This is a genomic window from Cupriavidus neocaledonicus (assembly GCF_000372525.1).
In the GTDB taxonomy this organism is placed as follows: Bacteria; Pseudomonadota; Gammaproteobacteria; order Burkholderiales; family Burkholderiaceae; genus Cupriavidus; species Cupriavidus neocaledonicus.
The window spans coordinates 126,095-142,624 of sequence record NZ_AQUR01000100.1 but is presented as its reverse complement, the minus strand read 5'-3'; the positions used below and the strand labels follow the sequence as shown (position 1 = coordinate 142,624).

Below are 16,530 nucleotides of genomic sequence, written 5' to 3'. Positions count from 1 at the left end.
CGCCCCGACGGGCACTGGCGCTTTCCCGAACCAACAGGAATCCTCTTGAAATTTCCCTACGAGTGGCAGATCGGCTGGCGATACACCCGCGCAAGCAAGCGCGCCAGCCGCAACACCTTCATTTCGTTTATCTCGATGATCTCGATGCTGGGCATCGCGCTCGGCGTGGCCGCGCTGATCGTGGTGCTGTCGGTGATGAACGGGTTCCAGAAGGAAGTGCGCGACCGCATGCTGTCGGTGCTGGCGCATATCGAGGTGATCGGCCCGTCGGCGCTGCCCGACTGGCAGAAGACCGCGGCCGAGGCGCTGCAGAACAAGGAAGTGGTCGGTGCCGCGCCCTACGTGGCGGCGCAGGCCATGCTGACCCGCGACGATGCCGTGCGCGGCGTGCTGCTGCGCGGCGTGGAGCCGTCGCAGGAGCCCAAGGTGTCGGAGATCGGCAGCCAGTTCCGCGCCGGCAACATGGCGGCGCTGGTGCCGGGCAGCTTCGGCATCGCGCTGGGCAACGAGCTGGCCAATGCCATGGGCGTGCAAGTCGGCGACAAGGTCACGCTGCTGGCGCCGCAGGGCACCATCACGCCGGCGGGCGTGCTGCCCCGGCTCAAGCAGTTCACCGTGGTGGGCGTGTTTTCGTCCGGCCACTTCGAGTTCGACAGCGCGCTGGCGCTGGTCAACCTGCAAGACGCCGAGACTCTGTTCCGCCTGAGCGGCCCCACCGGCGTACGGCTGAAGCTGCAGGACATGCAGCGCGCGCCGCTGGTGGCGCAGGAACTGGCCGGAACCATGTCGGGCGAGCTGTACCTGCGCGACTGGTCGAAGCAAAACCGCAACTGGTTTGCCGCGGTGCAGACCGAGAAGCGGATGATGTTCATCATCCTGACGCTGATCATCGCGGTGGCCGCGTTCAACCTGGTGTCGACGCTGGTGATGACCGTCACCGACAAGCAGGCCGATATCGCCATCCTGCGCACCATGGGCGCGCAGCCGGGCTCGATCATGAAGATCTTCATCGTGCAGGGCGTGGCCATCGGCTTTATCGGCACGCTGCTGGGCGTGGCCGGCGGCACGCTGATCGCCACCAATATCGACGTGATCGTGCCCTTCATCGAGCGGCTGCTGCACGTGCAGTTCCTGCCGCGCGACATCTATTTCATCAGCCAACTCCCTTCCGATCCCCGCGTGAACGACATCGCCACCATCGGCATCATCTCTTTCGTGCTGGCCACGCTGGCCACGCTCTATCCCAGCTGGCGCGCCGCCCGCGTCAACCCGGCGGAGGCGCTGCGCTATGAGTGAAGCCGTGCTGCAAGCCGCTACTTCCACGCCTGCCCCGGGCCAGCCGCGCACCGGCGCGCCGGTGCTGGTGGCCGAGGGCCTGACCAAGCGCTTCCGCCAGGGCGAGCTCGACGTCGAGGTGCTGCGCGGCGTCGACGTGCGCGTCAACGCCGGCGAGAAGGTGGCCATCGTCGGTGCCTCCGGTTCGGGCAAGAGCACGCTGCTGCATGTGCTGGGCGGGCTCGACGAGCCCGATTCCGGCCGCGTCGCGCTGCTCGGCAAGCCTTTCACGGCGCTGCGCGAGCGCGAGCGCAATGTGGTGCGCAACCGCTCGCTGGGCTTTGTCTACCAGTTCCATCACCTGCTGCCGGAATTCACCGCGCTCGACAACGTGGCGATGCCGCTGCGCATCCGCGGCCTGACCCAGCCCGCCGCGCGCGAGACCGCGCAGGCGATGCTGGAGCGTGTCGGGCTGGGCGGGCGCTCGCGGCATCGGCCGGGCGAGCTGTCCGGCGGCGAGCGCCAGCGCGTCGCCATTGCGCGCGCGCTGGTGGGCCAGCCGGCCTGCGTGCTGGCCGACGAGCCCACCGGCAATCTCGACGACCACACCGCCGGCGGCGTCTATGACCTGATGCTGGAACTGTCGCGCACGCTCGGCACCAGCTTTGTCATCGTCACCCACGACCTCGACCTGGCCGGCCGCTGCGACCGCGTGCTGCGGCTGCGCGACGGTCACCTGCACCAGGAACGCTGAGGCGGCCGCGGCCATGTGGATCGACACTCATTGCCATCTCGACGCCGGCGAGTTCGACGCGGACCGCGAGCAGGTCACCGACGCGGCCGAGGCCGCTGGCGTGCGCGGCATCGTGGTGCCGGCGGTGGCCGCGTGGAACTTCGATACCGTGCGCGCGCTGGCGCATCGCGATGCGCGCTGCGTCTACGCGCTGGGCATCCACCCGCTGTGCTCGCCCGGCGCGGGCCAGCCCGAGCTCGACACGCTGCGGCGCCAGGTCGCCGCCAGCATGGGCGACCCGCGCTTCGTCGGCATCGGCGAGATCGGGCTCGACTTCTTCGTCGCGGGACTGGACCCGGACCACCAGACCTGGCTCTACGTCGAACAGCTGAAGCTCGCGCGCGAGTTCGACCTGCCGGTGCTGCTGCACGTGCGCAAGTCGCAGGACCAGGTCGGCGCGCAGCTGCGCAAGCTCGGCGTGAAGCGCGGCATCGCCCACGCCTTCAACGGCAGCCACGAACAGGCGCGGCGCTTCGTCGAGCAGGGCCTGAAGCTGGGCTTCGGCGGCAACGTCACCTTCAGCCGCGCGCGCCAGATCCGCCGGCTGGCGACCGAGCTGCCGCTGGACGCGCTGGTGCTGGAAACCGATGCGCCAGACATCGCGCCGGCATGGCTGTCGGACGACCAGTTCGGCGAACAGCACAAGGCGCGCAACACACCCGCCGAGGTCGCCGGCGTGGCACGCGTGATGGCGGAACTGCGCGGCATCGACGCCACGACGCTGGCGCAGGCAACCTGGCGCAACGCCGTGGCGGCGCTGCCGCGACTGGCGGCGTTCGCCGACACCATGGCGCCTCCGCTTTCTGGCGGTCACACAACTTCCACATCTTCCTGACAGGCTGACAAGCTTGCCGCGCCTGCGCGCGGGTACAACTCCGTTCATGCAAGATCATCGGAGGAGGTGCCGTGCGTTGCTTCGTGGTGGCATTCGTGGCCGGGTGCTGGAGCCTGCAGCAGCAGTCGACGCTGCCGCAGCCGCACGGCCTGCGCCTGGGCGCAGCGCTGCTGGCCTTGTGCGCCATCGGCATGGCCTTGTGGGGCAGGCGCCTGCCTGCCATGCTGCACGGCCTGGCGCTGGCGGCGCTGGCCTTTGCCATGGCGTACTGCTGGGCTGCCTGGCGCGCCGAGCTGCGCCTGCGTGAATGGCTGCCCGTGGCGCTGGAAGCGCGCGACCTCGACGTGCGCGGGGTGGTCGCGGGGCTGCCCACGCAATCCCCCGCCGGCACACGCTTCGCGTTCACCGTCGAGCAGGCCGCGGGGCCGCACCAGCCGCTGCCTGGCCGGGTCATCCTCAGCTGGCGTGACGCGCCGCTCGAGTTGAGCCCGGGACAACGCTTCACGCTGACGCTGCGCCTGCGGCGCCCGCGCGGGCTTGCCAATCCGTTCGGCTTCGACTACGCCTACTGGCTGCTGGCGCAAGGCTATGGCGCCACCGGCTACGTGCGCCGCGCCCTGGGTCCGCCGCAGGATGCCACCTCGGAGCGGGTGGCCTGGCGCATCGAAGCCTGGCGTGCCGCCGTGCGCGACCACCTGCGCGCCGCGCTGCCGGCGGGGGCGCGCTATGGGGCGGTGCTGGTCGCGCTGGTGATCGGCGACCAGCGCGGCATCGAGGCGGAAGACTGGCAACTGTTCCGGCGTACCGGCGTGAGCCACCTGGTGGCCATTTCGGGACTGCATATCACCATGGTGGCCGGCATGGCGGCGTCGCTTGCCGGACTGCTGTGGCGCCATTCGTTCGGCGTTGGCCGCTACCTGCGCCGCCCCTTGCCATTGTGGCTTCCCGCCCGGCAAGCCGCGCTGGGGGTGGCGGTGGCCACCGCGCTGGGCTACGGCATGCTGGCCGGCATGCAGATCCCGGCGCTGCGCACCGTGGCCATGCTCTGCGTCGCGGCGGTTGCGGTGTGGGGCGCACGCGCGCCGCCGGCGTCGGTGGTGCTGGCGTGGGCGGCGCTGATGGCGTTGCTGCTGGATCCGTGGGCGGTCATGCTGCCCGGTTTCTGGCTGTCCTTCGGTGCCGTCGCGGTGATCTTCTTCGCGTCGCGGCCGGGACGCGACGCCGCGATCGCGGGGCACTGGCAACGGCTGCGGGCCACGCTTGCCGCGGGCGCGCGCACCCAGTGGGCCGTGACCGTCGGGCTGGTGCCGCTGACGCTGCTGCTGTTCGGCCAGGTCTCGGTGGTGTCGCCGTTTGCCAACGCGGTGGCCATCCCGGTGGTCAGCCTGCTGATCACGCCGCTGGCGCTGCTGGGCGCCGCGCTGCCGCTGTGGCTGGCCGCGCCGGTGATGGCAGTCGCCCACCTTGCGATGGTGGGGCTGGCCGCCGTGCTGGCATGGTTCTCCATGCTGCCCTGGGCGATGTGGGAGGCCGCCAGCGCCGGGCCGGTAGCGCTGCTGCTGGCTGCGCTTGGCGTGGCCGTACTGGTGGCGCCCGTGGCCTCGGCGCGCCTGCGCCGGCATGGCGGCCTGGTGATGCTGCCGATGCTGGTGGCGCGCGGCCCGCCGGTTGCCGACGGCCAGTTCCGCGCGGTGATGTTCGATGTCGGGCAGGGCACGGCGGTGCTGGTGCGCACGCGCTCGCATGCGCTGCTGTACGACACCGGGCCGGGCTATGCCTCGGGGTCCAGCGCGGGCGCGCAGGTGGTGGTGCCGCTAATGCGCGCCGAGGGGGTGACGCGGCTCGACCACCTGATGGTCAGCCATGAAGACATCGATCATGCCGGTGGCGTGGCGGACATTGCGGGGACGGTCGACGTGGTGGCGCGCAGCACCGGTGCGCCAGCCAGCCACCCGCTGCTGGAGGCGTTTCGTCATGGATCCGGCCCGGCCCAGTGGAGCCCATGCGCAGCGGGACAGCAATGGCAGTGGGATGGCGTGCGTTTTGCCGTGCTGCATCCGCTGCCTGAACACTCGCAGCACGCCGACATCGCCAGCAATGCGCGCAGCTGCGTGCTGCGCGTGGAGACGGCCGCGCACAGCCTGCTGCTGACCGGCGATATCGGCCTGGCGCAGGAACGGGCGTTGATCGCGCGCCTGCCGGCTGAAGCCTTGCGCGCCGACGTGCTGGTGGTGGCGCATCACGGCAGCGCCACGTCGTCCGGCGCGGACTGGATCGAGGCGGTCGGGCCCGCGGCCGCGGTGTTCCAGCTGGGCTATGGCAACCGCTATCGCCATCCGAACGCCGAAGTGTGGGAGCGCTTTGGTCGCTCGGGCATCCTGCGCTATCGCACCGATGAAACCGGCGCAGTAACCCTTGACACGGCGCGCGCGGGTTACACGCTGTCGATGTTCCGGCAGGCGGAGCCGCGCTACTGGCGGGAACGGCCGCCGGCGCCGCGCTAGGGCGCGCGGGCGTCGCGGAGCGGTCAGCCGGCCTTGCGGCGGCTGGGGCGTGCGGCGGGCGGTGCAGGCCTGGCGGAGGTAGACGGCGTGGCCGGCGTGGCCGGCTCGGCCGCCGCAGTGCGGCCGCGGCTACGTGACGGCGCGGGCTCGGCACCGGCAATGCGGCGCTCGCGCAGATGCGCCTTGGCGCGCTGCAGGCGCGGCGCGACGGTGTCCGCGCGCGCCAGCGCGACCCCGGCGGCGAGTACGTCGCCCAGCACCAGGTGGCTGATGCGCGAGGTCATCGGCGTGTAGACCTCGCTGTCTTCCTCGACGTCGGAAAACACGCAGACATCGGCCAGCCGGGCCAGCGGCGAGCCGCTATGCGTCAGCGCCAGCACGCTGGCGCCGCTGCTGCGCGCCAGCGTGGCGGCGGTCAGCATGTCCCAGGTGCGCCCGCTGTTGGAGACCAGCACGGCCACGTCGCCGGGGGCCAGCAGCGCCGCCGACATGCTGAACACGTGCGGATCGGCATAGGCGACGGTGGGCATGCCCAGGCGGAAGAACTTGTGCTGCAGGTCGAGCGCGACGATGCCGGAGTTGCCGCAGCCGTAGAACTCGATGCGGCGCGCGCCGGCGAGCAGCTGGATGCCATGCTCGATCTGGTCGGCCGACAGCGCGTTGCGCACGCTCATCAGCGTGGCGATGGTGCGGTCGAACACCTTGCCGGCGATGTCCGCCGGGCGGTCGTCGGCGGCGACATCCTGGTGCACGAAGGGTGTGCCGCCGCCGACGTTCTGCGCGAACTGCAGCTTGAATTCGCGGAAGCCGTCGTAGCCCAGCGCCGCGCAGAAGCGCGCGATGGTGGGTTGCGACACGCCGGCGCGCTCGGCCAGTTCCGGCATCGACAGCCGGATTACGGCGGCGCCATGGCGCGCGACATAGTCGGCCAGGCGGCGTTCAGAAGGACGAAGGGTGTCGTAGACGGCAAGGATGCGGTCGCGCATGGCGGCTGGCGGCGGTGTCGGCGTGGAAAGGATATGTAGAGATTCTACAACGATTGGCGCCGCATCTTGTCGGAATTGCGGCAGAGCTTGCGCTTGGGGTTTGCCCTGATCCCGGCATTTTCTGCGCGATTTTTCCGCAAGATCATGACGACCGGCGGCGGGGGCTGGGTATAATGGCGCCCGATCTGTAGAAAATCTACAGGCGGCGGCGCCGCAGCGCGCCGCTTGGCCATGCCTCTTTCCGCCCATAAGGACCGTCACCCCATGCCTTCCGCCGTCCATGCCGAGCTTCAGGCCGTTACCGACCGCATCGTTGCGCGCAGCCGCGCCAGCCGTGCCGCCTACCTTGCCCGCTGCGAGCGCGCGCAGGCGGAACTGGGGCCGCTGCGCGGCATGTCCTGCGCCAACCTGGCGCACGGCTTTGCCGCGCTGCCGGCCAGCGACAAGCTGAAGCTGCGCGTCGAGCATGCGCCCAACCTGGGCATCGTCACCGCGTACAACGACATGCTGTCGGCGCACCAGCCCTATGAACGCTATCCCGCCGTGATCCGCGAGGCCGCGCGCGCGGTCGGCGCGGTGGCGCAGGTGGCGGGCGGCGTGCCGGCGATGTGCGACGGCATCACGCAGGGCAACGCCGGCATGGAGCTGTCGCTGTTCTCGCGCGATGCGATTGCCATGGGCACCGCGGTGGCACTGTCGCACAACACCTTCGATGCGGCGCTGATGCTGGGTGTGTGCGACAAGATCGTGCCGGGGCTGCTGATGGGCGCGCTGCAGTTTGGCCACCTGCCGATGGTGTTCGTCCCCGCGGGCCCGATGGCCAGCGGGCTGCCCAACAAGGAAAAGGCGCGCGTGCGCCAGCTCTACGCGACCGGCCAGGTCGGCCGCGATGCGCTGCTGGAGGCCGAATGCCAGGCCTATCACGGCGCCGGCACCTGCACCTTCTACGGCACCGCCAACAGCAACCAGTTCCTGATGGAGATCATGGGCCTGCACCTGCCGGGCGCGGCCTTCGTCCATCCCGACAGCGGCCTGCGCGATGCGCTGACGGCCGCGGCGGCGCAGCGCGCGCTCGCGCTGCGCGCGCGCGGCGACAGCTATCTGCCGCTGGCGCGCATCGTCGACGAGCACGCCATCGCCAATGCCATGGTCGGCCTGCTGGCCACCGGCGGCTCGACCAACCATACCATCCACCTGGTGGCGATGGCGCGCGCCGCCGGCATCGTCATCGACTGGAATGACTTCGACCTGCTGTCGCGCATCACGCCGCTGCTGGCGCGCGTCTATCCCAATGGCTCGGCCGATGTGAACCACTTCCATGCCGCCGGTGGCGCCGGCTTCGTGATCCGCGAGTTGCTGCAGGCCGGCCTGCTGCACGAGGACGTGCAGACCGTGGCCGGCCCGGGCCTGGCCCGTTACGCGCAGGAACCGGTGATGACGGACGGCGTGCTGCGCTGGCGCGACGGCGCCGCGCACAGCGGCGACCCGCAGGTGCTGGCGACGGCCGCCGCGCCGTTCTCCGCCGAGGGCGGCCTGCGGCTGATGCAGGGCAACCTGGGCCGCGGCGTGATCAAGGTCTCGGCGGTCGCGCCCGAGCACCGCGTGGTCGAAGCCCCGGTGCGGGTGTTCGATTCGCAGGAGGCGCTGCAGGCAGCATTCGATGCCGGCGAGCTGGGCGGCGACCTGGTCGCGGTGGTGCGCTTCCAGGGACCCAATGCCAACGGCATGCCGGAACTGCACCGGCTGACCCCGGTGCTGGGCGCGCTGCAGGACGCCGGCCACAAGGTGGCGCTGGTGACCGACGGGCGCATGTCCGGCGCCTCGGGCAAGGTGCCGGCGGTGATCCACGTCGGCCCCGAGGCGCTCGCCGGCGGCGCGCTGGCGCGCGTGCGCGACGGCGACCGCATCCGTGTCGACGCCGTCGCCGGCACGCTGCAATGGCTCGGCGACGAAGTCGAATTCGCGGCACGCGTGCCGGCGCGCGCGCCGGCCGACCCGTTCGCGCAGTTCAGCCTGGGGCGCGGCCTGTTCGGCCTGTTCCGGCGCCACGCACGGATCGCGGAAGAGGGCGGCAGCGCACTCGACCTGTCCGAGCTGGATGCCGCAGCCACCGGCGCCGATGGCCATACCGCCCCGGTGCGATCCGTCGCACAATAACCGGGCCGGAGGCCGATTTTCATCGCGAAGTTTCGCGCGGGGACCACAGCGCCCCGCGACGTCCTTGGAGGCGGCCGCAACCGCGTTCGGCCGGACCGACCAGGACAGGCAGGCAACCGACAAGGATGGCCACACCATCCGATACCAAGACCGACGGAGCAGACATGATCTATATCCTGATGGGCGTTTCCGGCAGCGGCAAGACCACGGTCGGCCAGTTGCTGGCGCAGCGGCTGGGCTGCGGCTTCCATGACGCCGACGACTTCCATAGCGACGCCAGCAAGGCCAAGATGCACGCCGGCATCCCGCTGACCGACGCAGACCGCTGGCCGTGGCTGGCCGCGATGCGCGCGGCCATCGACAGCGCCCGGGCCGAGGGCCGCACCCATGTGTTCACCTGCTCGGCACTGCGCCAGGCCTACCGCGACCGGCTGACGCCGCCGGATGGCGGCGTGACTTTCGTGTTCATGAAGGGGGATGCCGCGCTGATCGGCCAGCGGCTGTCCGCGCGCACCGAGCATTTCTTCAACCCCGAGCTGCTGCAAAGCCAGTTCGATACGCTGGAAGAACCGGGCGACGCGCTGGCGCTCGACATCCGCCAGCCACCCGAGGCGCTGGTCGAGACCATCCTGCAGGCCACCGCGCGGCAGGGCGCCGGCGCGGCGCGCTAGCCTGCCGCCACCGTGGCCACGGAGGGGCATGGTCTGCGGGCGGGCTTCCGGTTTTTTTTCCATGGATCGCAACACGGCCGCCGGCCTCGCCGGCGGCCGTTTTTGCGTGCGCTGGCAGGCATCTTGCTAGCTTGGCTTTGGTGCCGGGGCGGCGCGGGTGCGGTGGCACTGGGCGCGCGCCGGCCCACCTTGCGGCTTTCGCCGGCACGGGTATGCTGGAAGGGCCAGTGACTCGACGGCATCACGCGGCTTGTGCCAACCGGCGCGCCGCGTGGCAGGGCAAGACAGCCAGGGCAACCAGGGCGGCCGGCAGCGGCGCGAACGCGCGCTGCAGCGCCGGAGCCCGCGACATGGAGGAGCGGCCATCATGGCGGCGCGGTACTTCGACGAGATGCTGGACTGGCGCGAGGACAAAGCGCCGGCGCTGATCCACGCGGGACAGGCCTTGCCTGAGGGCGCGGTGCGCCCGCATTACCGGCATTTCGCCGAATGGCTGGCGCGCCAGACCGAAAGCACCATGGCCAACAAGCGCGCCGAGGCCGACCTGGTGTTCCGGCGCGTGGGCATCACCTTTGCCGTCTATGGCGACAAGGACGAAGCCAACAGCGGCACCGAGCGCACCATTCCGTTCGACGTGGTGCCGCGCATTTTCCCGGCGAGCGAATGGGCGCTGCTGGAACGAGGCCTGCGCCAGCGCGTGGCCGCGCTGAACCGCTTCGTCCATGACATCTACCACGGCCAGGACATCATCCGCGCCGGCGTGATCCCGCCCGACCAGATCTACAACAACGCCCAGTACCGGCCCGAGATGCTCGGTGTCAGCGTGCCGCACGACATCTATGCCCATGTCGCCGGCATCGACGTGGTGCGTGCCGGCGAGGGCGAGTTCTACGTGCTGGAAGACAACCTGCGCGTGCCGTCGGGCGTGTCGTACATGCTCGAGAACCGCAAGATGATGATGCGCCTGTTCCCGGACCTGTTCGCGCGCAACCGCGTGGCGCCGGTGGCGCACTATCCCGACCTGCTGCTCGACATGCTGCGCGGGGTCTCGCCGCAGGCCATCGCCGATCCCACCGTGGTGGTGCTGACGCCGGGCATGTACAACTCGGCGTACTTCGAGCATGCCTTCCTGGCGCAGCAGATGGGGGTGGAGCTGGTCGAGGGCAGCGACCTCTTCGTCGAGGACAACCACCTGTTCATGCGCACCACGCAAGGCCCGCAGCGCATCGACGTGATCTACCGGCGCGTCGACGACGACTTCCTCGACCCGCTCGCGTTCCGCCCCGATTCCGCGCTCGGCGCCGCCGGGCTGCTGTCGGTCTACCGCGCCGGCAACGTGACCATCTGCAATGCGATCGGCACCGGCGTCGCCGACGACAAGTCGATCTACCCCTACGTGCCTGACATGATCCGCTTTTACCTGGGCGAAGAGGCGATCCTCAGCAATGTGCCGACCTATATGTGCCGGCGCGCCGATGACCTGCAGTACGTGCTGGACCATATGGCCGAACTGGTGGTCAAGGAAACCCACGGTGCCGGCGGCTACGGCATGCTGGTCGGGCCGGCGGCAACGCGCGCCGAGATCGATGCCTTTCGCGAGGTGGTCCGCTCCAGGCCCGAGCAGTACATCGCGCAGCCCACGCTGGCGCTGTCGACCTGCCCGACCTATGTCGAGGCCGGCATCGCGCCGCGCCATATCGACCTGCGCCCGTTCGTGCTGTCGGGCAAGGAGGTGCGGATGGTGCCAGGCGGGCTGACCCGGGTGGCGCTGCGCGAGGGTTCGCTGGTGGTGAATTCCTCGCAGGGCGGGGGCACCAAGGACACCTGGGTGCTGGAACGATAAAACGCCGATTCGGGAGAGCCCACATGCTGAGCCGCACCGCCGACCACCTGTTCTGGATGGCCCGCTACACCGAGCGCGCGGAGAACACCGCGCGCATGCTCGACGTCAACTACCAGACCTCGCTGCTGCCGCAATCGGCCGAAGTGGCCGAGCAGGGCTGGTGGGCCATGCTGGACATCTCGGAACTGACCAAGGTCTTTGACCACAAGTACGGCCTGCTGTCGCGCGACGACGTGATCGACTTCATGGTGCGCGACATGACCAATGTCTCGTCGATCATGAGCTGCCTGCGCGCGGCGCGCGAAAACGCGCGCGCGGTGCGCGGCTCGCTGACCACCGAGGTCTGGGAGACCGTCAATACCACCTGGCTGGAGGTGCAGCGCCTGATTGCCGACGGCGTGCTGAAGGAAGACCCGGCGCGCTTCTTCGAATGGGTCAAGTTCCGCTCGCACCTGGCGCGCGGGGTGCAGTTCGGCACCATGCTCAAGGACGATGCCTTCCATTTCATGCGGCTGGGCACCTTCCTGGAGCGCGCCGACAATACCGCGCGCATCCTCGACGTCAAGTTCCAGGCGTCGTCCGGTGCGGAGATGGGGGCGGGCGGGAATGGCGAGCAGGCCGAGCTCAACCTTGACCAGGGGGGGCACAACGATTTCTACCACTGGGCGGCGATCCTGCGCTCGGTATCGGGCTTCGAGGTCTATCGCAAGGTCTACCGCGCGGTCATCACGCCGCAGCGCGTGGCCGAGCTGCTGATCCTGCGGCCGGACATGCCGCGTTCGCTGGTGTCGAGCATGGACGAGGTGGTGGCGATCCTGCATACGGTGCGCAACCAGCATTCGGCGGAAACCGAGCGGCAGGCTGGTAAACTCCACGCCGACCTGAAGTACGCGCGCATCGACGATATCTTTGCCGTCGGCCTGCATGCGTACCTGACCAGCTTTCTCGAGCGCATCGGCGACCTCGGCAACGGCATCAGCCGGGACTTCCTGGTGCCGCTGCAGGCGGCCTGAGCCGGGCCGCCGGCTAGCCCCCGGGCCGCCGCCGCGCCCTGATACCGTGAAATACAAGATCCACCACCATACCGTCTACCACTACACCGAACCGGTGCGGCGCAGCGTGCACGAAGTGCGGCTGCAGCCGCGCTCGGGTCCGCTGCAGACCGTTGACCACTGGCAGCTGTCGACGCCGGGCCACCCGTCGGCGGCGCGCGACGGCTTCGGCAACATCGTCCACAACTTCACGGTGGCCGGGCCCGCCAGCACCATCGCCATCGAGGCCAGCGGGGAGGTCGAAGTGCTGCCGCCGCATGGCGAGCTCGACCGCGACGGGCACCATGCATTCTGCGATGCGCCGCCGGACGGCGAGGCGCGGGTGTCGCCGCTGTATTTCCTCGGCAGCACGCCGCTGACCACGGCGCCGCAGCCGATGCGGGCGTTTGCCGCGCCGTTCCTGGCGGCCGGGCACGACATCGATGCGCTGCTGGCGCTGGCGCGCGGCATCGGCGAGCGCGTGCGCTACAAGCCCAATACCACCGATGTCGGCACCTCGGCCGCCGAGGCCTTCGCCCTGGGTAGCGGGGTGTGCCAGGACCAGGCGCAGGTGATGGTGGCGGCGTGCCGGGCGCTGGGCATCCCAGCGCGCTATGTCAGCGGGTATTTCTACGACCCGGCTGCCACCGAACTGGCCAGCCACGCCTGGGCCGACGTGTGCCTGGACACGGCCGGCGAAATCTGGTGCAGCATCGACATCACGCATGGCTGCCTGACCGACGAGCGCCATATCCGGCTGGCGGTGGGGCGCGATTACGCGTCGGCGGCACCAGTGCGGGGCATCCTGGAAGGCGGCGCCGGCGAAACGCTGGAAGTCAATGTAACCATCACGCCACTTTCGAACTGATTAGGTGCTTGCTTCCAGACGCGGCGCCGTGCCGGTGCACGGGCGCTAGAATCCGGAGAGATGCAGGCCACTGCCGGCACGGGCCGGCCGCCACCAAGAACACCAAGACAAACCATGACGTATTGTGTAGCCATGCGGCTCGATGCCGGCCTGGTATTCCTGTCCGACTCCCGCACCAATGCCGGGGTAGACGCCATCTCGACCGCGCGCAAGATGACCGTGTTCGAGGAGCCCGGCGACCGGGTGATGGTGCTGATGACCGCCGGCAACCTGGCGATCAGCCAGTCGGTGCGCCAGATCCTGATCGAGGATCATGACGAGAAGCGCTCGCTGTGGACCGCGCGCGACATGTTCGAGGCCGCCTCGATCGTCGGCGAGGCGGTGCGCCAGGTGCACCGGCGCGACGCGCACGCGCTGCGCGATGCCGGCATCGAGTTCAATGTCAGCCTGATCTTCGGCGGCCAGGTGCGCGGCGAACGGGCGCGGCTGTTCAATGTCTACGCGGCCGGCAACTTCGTCGAGGCCACGCCCGAGAACTGCTACTTCCAGATCGGCGAGGCCAAGTACGGCAAGCCCATCGTCGACCGCGTCGTGCACCCGTCGCTGCCGCTGGCCGAAGGCGCCAAGTGCGCGCTGATCTCGATGGATTCGACGCTGAAGTCGAATATCTCGGTGGGCCTGCCGCTGGACCTGCTGGTCTATGAAGCCGATTCGCTGCAGGTGAACCACTTCGTCAATATCGACGAGCGCAACGCCTATTTCCGCATGATCCGCGACACCTGGGGCCATCGCCTGCGCCAGGTATTCGGCGAGATCCATAACCCCGAATGGGACCCGGCCGCGCCCGCGGAATTCTCGCTGGCGCGCTCGGGCGAGGCCGACCGCTGGGCCCAGCCCGTGCGGGCCAGGCGCGTGCATCCGCGCAAGCCCGACTGAGGGACGGCAGGTCATGCGCGAGATCATCCATTTTTCACACGCCAATGGCTTCCCGGTGACGACCTACCGCAAGCTGTTCGGCGAACTCGACGGCGAGTTCGAGTTCCGCGCCGTGGACCGTTACGGCCACAAGCCGGAATTCCCGGTGACACGCGGCTGGCCGCACCTGGTGGAAGAGCTGCTCGGCGACATCGACCGCCAGTACCGCGAGCCGGTGTGGCTGGTGGGCCATTCGCTGGGCGGATTCCTGTCGCTGATGGCGGCGCTGCGCCGCCCGGACCGGGTGCGCGGCGTGGTTATGCTGGACTCGCCGATCATCGCCGGCTGGCGCGCGTCCTTGCTGAAGACCGCCCAGATGCTGGGCATCGATGAAAAGCCGGGCCCGGCGGCGGTGACCAAGAACCGGCGCACGCACTGGCCCGACGCCGAGGCGGTCTGGCAACACTTCCGCGCCAAGCCCAACTTCGCGGTATGGGATCACGACGTGCTGCGTGACTACGCCATCCACGGCACCGAACCCACCGGCAAGGACAACGAGCGCCGGCTGCGCTTCGACCGGGAGGTCGAATACTGGATCTACCGCACATTGCCGACCAGCCTCGGGCGCAAGGTTGCGCGCGGCGCGCCGGTGCCGGTCGGTTTTGTCGCCGGCACGCGCTCGCGCGAGGTGCGCCAGTGCGGGCTGGGGGCGACGCGGCGCCTGGTCGGGCCCAACCTGCGCTTTATCGAGGGCGGCCACCTGTACCCGATGGAGCGGCCCCAGCAGACCGCCCAACTGGTGCGCGAACTGATCGGCGCGATGCGCCAGCAGGGGCGCTGAGCCGGCGTGCGGCGCATGCGCCGCAGCGTAGCGGGATTGCGGCCGCACCATGGCGATCGGCACCTCGGAGGCGGGCTGCTGTCACAATTTCCGGGTCGGCGGGGAACGGGCTCTCATGTATAATCCCGATTTCCCCGGCAAGCTCGGTTTATGACCAAATTCGTCTTCGTCACCGGTGGCGTCGTCTCTTCTCTCGGCAAGGGCATCGCTGCTGCCTCGCTCGCGGCCATTCTTGAGTCGCGCGGCCTCAAAGTCACCCTCCTCAAGCTCGATCCCTACATCAACGTCGATCCCGGCACGATGAGCCCTTTCCAGCATGGTGAGGTGTTTGTCACGGAAGACGGTGCGGAAACCGACCTCGATCTCGGCCACTACGAGCGCTTCGTCTCGGCCAAGATGCGCAAGTCGAACAACTTCACCACCGGCCAGATCTACGAATCGGTGATCCGCAAGGAGCGCCGCGGCGAATACCTGGGCAAGACCGTGCAGGTGATCCCGCATATCACCAACGAGATCCAGGCCTTCGTCGAGAAGGGCGCGGCCGCGTCGCACGACGGCAAGGCCGACGTGGCGCTGGTGGAAATCGGCGGCACCGTGGGTGACATCGAGTCGCTGCCGTTCCTGGAAGCCGCGCGCCAGATGAGCCTGCGCATGGGCCGCAACCACTGCGCCTTCGTGCACCTGACGCTGGTGCCGTTCATTGCCAGCGCCGGCGAGCTGAAGACCAAGCCGACCCAGCACTCGGTGCAGAAGCTGCGCGAAATCGGCATCTCGCCGACCGCGCTGCTGTGCCGCGCCGACCGCCCGATCCCGGACGACGAGCGCGCCAAGATCTCGCTGTTCGCCAATATCCCGCAGGACGCCGTGATCTCGGTGTGGGACGCCGACAGCATCTACAAGATCCCGCAGATGCTCAACGAGCAGGGCCTGGACCGCCTGATCTGCGAGGAACTGCGCCTGGACCCGAAGCCGGCCGACCTGTCGATGTGGCAGAAGCTGGTCAATGCCCAGGAAAATCCCGAGCACGAAATCACCATCGGCATGGTCGGCAAGTACGTCGACCTGACCGAGTCGTACAAGTCGCTGATCGAGGCGCTGCGCCACGCCGGCATGCACACCGCCACGCGCGTCAACATCGAGTACATCGATTCCGAAGAACTGGAATCGGGCCACCTCGAAGTGCTGGCGCCGCTGGACGCGATCCTGGTGCCGGGCGGCTTCGGCAAGCGCGGCACCGAAGGCAAGATCCGCGCAATCCAGTATGCGCGCGAGAACAAGATTCCCTACCTGGGCATCTGCCTGGGCATGCAGCTGGCCGTGATCGAGTTCGCGCGCCACCTGGCCGGCATGGCCGACGCCAACTCGACCGAGTTCAACCTGGAAACCGAGCACCCGGTGGTCGCGCTGATCACCGAGTGGGTCGACCGCGAAGGCAAGGTCGAGCAGCGCTCGGCCGATTCCGACCTGGGCGGCACCATGCGCCTGGGCGCGCAGCGCGTGCCGGTCAAGGCAGGCACCAAGGCCCACGCCATCTACGGCGCCGAGGTCAACGAGCGCCACCGCCATCGCTACGAGGTCAACAACCACTACGTGCCGACGCTGGAAAAGGCCGGCATGGTGATCTCGGCGCGCACGCCGACCGAGAACCTGCCGGAGATGATGGAGCTGCCCGAGTCGATGCACCCGTGGTTCGTCGGCGTGCAGTTCCACCCGGAATTCACCTCGACCCCGCGCGACGGCCATCCGCTGTTCAAGGCCTACGTCGAAGCCGCGCTGGCCAGCCAGCAGCGCAAGGGCGCGTAAGGCCCGGC

At 69.3% G+C, this 16,530-nt stretch carries 14 protein-coding genes; 12 read left to right on the top strand and 2 right to left on the bottom strand.

Going from position 1 to position 16,530, the window contains the following annotated elements:
* Nucleotides 1-45 precede the first annotated feature (45 nt).
* The 4 genes from A3AG_RS0118710 to A3AG_RS0118695 all read left to right on the top strand — a co-directional run bounded on the left by A3AG_RS0118710 (nt 46) and on the right by A3AG_RS0118695 (nt 5,407).
* The gene (locus A3AG_RS0118710) at nt 46-1,296 is read left to right on the top strand and encodes a lipoprotein-releasing ABC transporter permease subunit (protein ID WP_018006901.1); all 1,251 of its coding nucleotides are present in this window, start codon (nt 46-48) and stop codon (nt 1,294-1,296) included.
* Nucleotides 1,289-2,029 carry a lipoprotein-releasing ABC transporter ATP-binding protein LolD gene (lolD, locus tag A3AG_RS0118705; RefSeq protein WP_018006900.1) on the top strand — a complete coding sequence of 247 codons (741 nt, stop codon included), beginning with the start codon at nt 1,289-1,291 and terminating at the stop codon, nt 2,027-2,029. Before A3AG_RS0118710 ends, lolD begins: the two co-directional genes overlap by 8 nt.
* 13 nt (nt 2,030-2,042) lie before the next feature.
* Nucleotides 2,043-2,903, top strand: coding sequence for a TatD family hydrolase (locus tag A3AG_RS0118700; protein ID WP_018006899.1), 861 nt, complete (start codon nt 2,043-2,045; stop codon nt 2,901-2,903).
* 71 nt (nt 2,904-2,974) lie between these two features.
* Complete coding sequence (locus tag A3AG_RS0118695) at nt 2,975-5,407, top strand: DNA internalization-related competence protein ComEC/Rec2 (RefSeq protein WP_018006898.1); 2,433 nt, start codon at nt 2,975-2,977, stop codon at nt 5,405-5,407.
* A gap of 23 nt (nt 5,408-5,430) precedes the next feature.
* On the opposite strand, the gene A3AG_RS31775 is transcribed toward A3AG_RS0118695, so the two are convergent.
* Both A3AG_RS31775 and A3AG_RS34035 read right to left on the bottom strand, forming a co-directional pair.
* Complete coding sequence (locus A3AG_RS31775; RefSeq protein ID WP_018006897.1) at nt 5,431-6,393, bottom strand: MurR/RpiR family transcriptional regulator; 963 nt, start codon at nt 6,391-6,393, stop codon at nt 5,431-5,433.
* Nucleotides 6,394-6,437: 44 nt separating this feature from the next.
* Nucleotides 6,438-6,626: a hypothetical protein gene (locus tag A3AG_RS34035; RefSeq protein ID WP_145987495.1), complete on the bottom strand. Its 189-nt coding sequence runs from the start codon at nt 6,624-6,626 to the stop codon at nt 6,438-6,440.
* Nucleotides 6,627-6,657: 31 nt separating this feature from the next.
* Here A3AG_RS34035 and edd point away from each other — a divergent pair, with 31 nt between their 5' ends.
* The 8 genes from edd (at nt 6,658) to A3AG_RS0118650 (ending at nt 16,522) form a co-directional block, all read left to right on the top strand.
* The gene (edd, locus tag A3AG_RS0118685; RefSeq protein WP_018006896.1) at nt 6,658-8,550 is read left to right on the top strand and encodes a phosphogluconate dehydratase; all 1,893 of its coding nucleotides are present in this window, start codon (nt 6,658-6,660) and stop codon (nt 8,548-8,550) included.
* A 164-nt stretch (nt 8,551-8,714) separates the two neighbouring features.
* The gene (locus A3AG_RS0118680; protein ID WP_035849190.1) at nt 8,715-9,221 is read left to right on the top strand and encodes a gluconokinase; all 507 of its coding nucleotides are present in this window, start codon (nt 8,715-8,717) and stop codon (nt 9,219-9,221) included.
* Between the two features lie 367 nt (nt 9,222-9,588).
* On the top strand, nt 9,589-11,064 hold the full coding sequence (locus A3AG_RS0118675) for a circularly permuted type 2 ATP-grasp protein (RefSeq protein ID WP_018006894.1): 1,476 nt from the start codon (nt 9,589-9,591) through the stop codon (nt 11,062-11,064).
* A gap of 23 nt (nt 11,065-11,087) precedes the next feature.
* Nucleotides 11,088-12,077, top strand: coding sequence for an alpha-E domain-containing protein (locus tag A3AG_RS0118670; RefSeq protein ID WP_018006893.1), 990 nt, complete (start codon nt 11,088-11,090; stop codon nt 12,075-12,077).
* 46 nt (nt 12,078-12,123) lie between these two features.
* Complete coding sequence (locus tag A3AG_RS0118665; protein ID WP_018006892.1) at nt 12,124-12,963, top strand: transglutaminase family protein; 840 nt, start codon at nt 12,124-12,126, stop codon at nt 12,961-12,963.
* A 114-nt stretch (nt 12,964-13,077) separates the two neighbouring features.
* Nucleotides 13,078-13,899: a proteasome-type protease gene (locus tag A3AG_RS0118660; RefSeq protein ID WP_018006891.1), complete on the top strand. Its 822-nt coding sequence runs from the start codon at nt 13,078-13,080 to the stop codon at nt 13,897-13,899.
* A gap of 13 nt (nt 13,900-13,912) precedes the next feature.
* The gene (locus A3AG_RS0118655; RefSeq protein WP_018006890.1) at nt 13,913-14,719 is read left to right on the top strand and encodes an alpha/beta fold hydrolase; all 807 of its coding nucleotides are present in this window, start codon (nt 13,913-13,915) and stop codon (nt 14,717-14,719) included.
* Nucleotides 14,720-14,869: 150 nt separating this feature from the next.
* Nucleotides 14,870-16,522: a CTP synthase gene (locus tag A3AG_RS0118650; protein ID WP_018006889.1), complete on the top strand. Its 1,653-nt coding sequence runs from the start codon at nt 14,870-14,872 to the stop codon at nt 16,520-16,522.
* Nucleotides 16,523-16,530: the final 8 nt, after the last annotated feature.

Bases quoted from the DNA above. Each gene is read 5' to 3' on its own strand.
- lolD (WP_018006900.1), top strand. From the start codon at position 1,289: ATGAGTGAAGCCGTGCTGCAAGCCGCTACTTCCACGCCTGCCCCGGGC.
- A3AG_RS0118700 (WP_018006899.1), top strand. From the start codon at position 2,043: ATGTGGATCGACACTCATTGCCATCTCGACGCCGGCGAGTTCGACGCG.
- A3AG_RS31775 (WP_018006897.1), bottom strand. From the start codon at position 6,393: ATGCGCGACCGCATCCTTGCCGTCTACGACACCCTTCGTCCTTCTGAA.
- A3AG_RS34035 (WP_145987495.1), bottom strand. From the start codon at position 6,626: ATGGCCAAGCGGCGCGCTGCGGCGCCGCCGCCTGTAGATTTTCTACAG.
- edd (WP_018006896.1), top strand. From the start codon at position 6,658: ATGCCTTCCGCCGTCCATGCCGAGCTTCAGGCCGTTACCGACCGCATC.
- A3AG_RS0118680 (WP_035849190.1), top strand. From the start codon at position 8,715: ATGATCTATATCCTGATGGGCGTTTCCGGCAGCGGCAAGACCACGGTC.
- A3AG_RS0118675 (WP_018006894.1), top strand. From the start codon at position 9,589: ATGGCGGCGCGGTACTTCGACGAGATGCTGGACTGGCGCGAGGACAAA.
- A3AG_RS0118670 (WP_018006893.1), top strand. From the start codon at position 11,088: ATGCTGAGCCGCACCGCCGACCACCTGTTCTGGATGGCCCGCTACACC.
- A3AG_RS0118660 (WP_018006891.1), top strand. From the start codon at position 13,078: ATGACGTATTGTGTAGCCATGCGGCTCGATGCCGGCCTGGTATTCCTG.
- A3AG_RS0118655 (WP_018006890.1), top strand. From the start codon at position 13,913: ATGCGCGAGATCATCCATTTTTCACACGCCAATGGCTTCCCGGTGACG.
- A3AG_RS0118650 (WP_018006889.1), top strand. From the start codon at position 14,870: ATGACCAAATTCGTCTTCGTCACCGGTGGCGTCGTCTCTTCTCTCGGC.